Genomic DNA, 3,386 nt, shown 5'->3' on the forward strand with positions numbered 1-3,386 from the left:
GGCCCAGTCCAGCAACGCCACGTTGCGCGGGCAGGTCGCCGCTTCCCAGCCAGGCACCACGGTGACCGCCACCAACGTCGCCACGGGTACCACGCGACGTGTGGCCACCGGGCCGGACGGCAGCTATGCCCTGGTTGGCTTGCCGCCGGGCACCTACAAGGTGGATGCGGGTCCCGGCACGGAGAAGACGGTGACCTTGTCGGTGGCCTCGTCGGTCAGCCTGAATCTGGGCGGTGGCGGGGAAGCGGCGGTGCCCGCCGATGGCACGGCCACCACGTTGGACACGGTCAAGGTGACGGCCACCTCGCTGCAGGAGGTCAAGACGTCCGAAGTGGGCACCAATGTGTCGCTCAAGCAGATCAACACGGTGCCGCAGCTGACGCGCAACTTCCTGGAGTTCGCCGACACCGTGCCGGGCATGCAGTTCGAGACCGACCCGAACGGCAACAGCCGCATCCGCGGTGGCGCACAGGCCAGCTCGGCAGTCAACGTCTACATCGATGGCGTGGGCCAGAAGAGCTATCTGTTCGGTGGCGTCTCCGGCCAGGAGCAGAGCGCGGGCAACCCGTTCCCGCAGCTGGCGATCGGTGAGTACAAGGTCATTACCTCCAACTACAAGGCCGAATTCGACCAGGTGGGGTCGGCGGCGATCGTGGCCTCCACCAAGTCTGGCGGCAACGAGTTCCACGGCGAGATCTTCGGGCGCACCACCAATACCGATTTCCGCGCGCGTCAGGCCGACGAACGCGCCGGTGCGCCCAATGCCGACGGGACCAAGCGCCAGACCCACCAGGACGAATACGGCATGGCCTTCAGCGGGCCGATCGTCAAGGACAAGGCGCATTTCTTCGTCAGCTACGAAGGCAAGGGCTTCGAGGTGTCGGCCAACCCGATCTCGGTGCCGGACACCTTCAGCGCACTGAGCGACGACCTGCCGTCGGGCGTGCAGAGCCGCCTGGGCTCGGTCACCCGTCCGTTCAAGGAAGACCTCTACTTCGGCAAGATCGACTGGGACGTCGGCGAGAACGATCGCCTGGAGTTGACCGCCAAGTACCGCGACGAGAAGAGCCGCGACGACGTGGGCGACCGCAATACCGCCATCGCCGGCAAGAACAACCTCAACACCGAAGAGCGCTACGACCTGCGCTGGCAGCATTTCGGCGAGAGGTATGTCAACGAGGCACGCGTCTCCTACGAGGACGTGCTGTTCAACCCGACCGCCTTCACCCTGGGCAACCAGAATATTTATACACGCGGCATCGCCGAAGACGATGTGCTGATCCGCGACAACGCCACCAGCGGCCTTGCGATCCAGCGCAAGGGACAGAAAGGCCCGAGCTTCCAGAACGACCTGACCTTCAACAGCATCGACTGGCACGGCAGCCATGTCGTCAAAATGGGCGTCAAGTACAAGGAAGTGGAGCTGACCCAGAGCGAAAACTCTGCGGTCAATCCCTCGTTCTACTACGCGGTGGCCGATGGCTTGGGCACCGCGGCGATTCCGTACCAGGTGAAGTTCAATCTGCCGTTTGCCGGTGCGGCGCCGTCGGTGACCACCAAGAGCAAGCAGCTGGGCCTGTACATCCAGGACGATTGGGACGTCAACGACAAGCTGCAGTTGAACCTGGGCGTGCGCTGGGATAGCGAGAAGATTCCGTCCTATCTGGACAACGTGACTCCGCCGGAAGTGGTGGCGGCCTTGAACGGCCCCGGCACCGACCCGACGGTGAGCGCCACCTACGCCGAGCAACTGGCCAAGGGTGGCGTCAACATCAACGACTACATCAGCAACGGCCGTAACCGTAAGCAGGACACCAACAACTTCGCGCCGCGCCTGGGCTTCTCCTACGATTTCCGTGGCGACGAATCGCTGGTGTTGTTCGGCGGTGCCGGGCGCAGCTACGACCGCAATCTGTTCGACGTGCTCGGGTTGGAGCAGGTCAAGTCGGCGCTTGCGCAGTACACGCTCCGCTTCGCCGAAGCCGCGCCTGGCTGCACGCCGGCACCGGGCACCTGCGTCAACTGGAACCCGGCCTACCTGAGCGATCCGGGGAGCCTCGGCAGCCTGGTCAACTCGGACGTGCGCAACGGCGAGATCGACCTGCTCAACAACGATCTGAAAACGCCCTATTCCGACCAGTATTCGCTAGGTCTGCGCACGCGGCTGGGCGAGTGGAACACGTCGGCCACGGTGTCCTACATCCATAGCAAGGAAGGCCTGATCTTCACGCTGGGCAATCGCTATCCCAACGGCGAATTCTTCCAGAACGGCGCGCAGCCATGGAACGAGAATCCGCCGGGCTTCGGTTCCCTGCTGATCGGCAACAACGGTGTGGAAACCAAGACCGGCCAGCTGCTGCTGTCGGCCGACAAGCCCTATACCCAGGAAAGCGGCTGGGGGCTGACGGCGGCGTACACGTTCTCGCGCGCACGCGGTAACCGCGGCAACGATGATCGCTACGGGTTCGATGCCGCCACGATTGCCAATTACCCGTTTTTGGATCTGAACGCAGTGCCGCGCCATCGCCTGGTGCTGACCGGCATCTACGATTTGTTCTGGGGTATCAGCGCCTCGGCCAAACTGACCCTGGCCACGGTGCCGCCGCGCAACGAAGCGGTGTCGTTCGATCAGTACGGTGGCCCGAGTTCGGACAACCTCCGCATCGTGTCGGTGGATGCACCGGGCGGCAAGTTCATCGCCGGTGGCGATATCTTCGGCACGCGCCAGCTGGATCTGTCGCTGTCCAAGGACATGCATGTGACCGAAGCGCTCACGGTGCAGGTGCGTGGCGATCTGATCAATGCGCTGAACTTCCGCAACTACGACCAGTACGCCATCGACTGGGGCCAGGCCGGCGTCTACGACCCGCGCGCAAGCATCAACCAGTACGGGGCGCTGTCCACGCCGCCGCGGACGCTGTTCCTGAGCGCACGCATCATCTGGTAATGCGCTAGAAACACCAGGGGTGGCAGCGATGCCAGCACAGGGATGCCGCCCGTGCTGGTCATCGTGCACGGCACGTCCCCTGGTGCATCGTCGGTGTTGCATTGCCCGGTGATTGTCGATGCGCTGCATCGGCCAATCGCCGCCAATACCTCACCCGTCTGGACCCGTGCCTGAAGGAGCAAGCACCCGTCACCGCAGACCCTTGTTGTTCTTGCAGCCCTTGCGGCTGTTGTTGCCTGTTGTCCCTGTAATCCACACCAAAGCACCAACCCAACGCGCCAGTCACTGCACTGCGTCGCGCTTTACCCCTGGGAGGGGGAAAGTCATGAAGAATCACCGCACCGTCTCCACCCTGCCGGCGCGTAGCCTGTTGTGCTGCGCCCTGGCCGCCTCGTTGTTCGCCACCACTCCGGCCATGGCCCAGTCCAGCAACGCCACG

At 63.8% G+C, this 3,386-nt stretch carries 2 protein-coding genes; both read left to right on the plus strand.

Annotation, left to right across the window (positions count from 1 at the left end; all coding sequences use genetic code 11):
* Nucleotides 1-2,947 (plus strand): TonB-dependent receptor (locus XpruCFBP8353_RS22865; protein WP_108723598.1); only part of this gene is annotated, 2,947 nt, incomplete at its 5' end.
* Nucleotides 2,948-2,998: 51 nt separating this feature from the next.
* Nucleotides 2,999-3,121: a hypothetical protein gene (locus tag XpruCFBP8353_RS24500; protein ID WP_282956984.1), complete on the plus strand. Its 123-nt coding sequence runs from the start codon at nucleotides 2,999-3,001 to the stop codon at nucleotides 3,119-3,121.
* Nucleotides 3,122-3,386: the final 265 nt, after the last annotated feature.

The sequence above is a fragment of the Xanthomonas prunicola genome, assembly GCF_002846205.1.
Classification (GTDB): Bacteria; Pseudomonadota; Gammaproteobacteria; order Xanthomonadales; family Xanthomonadaceae; genus Xanthomonas; species Xanthomonas prunicola.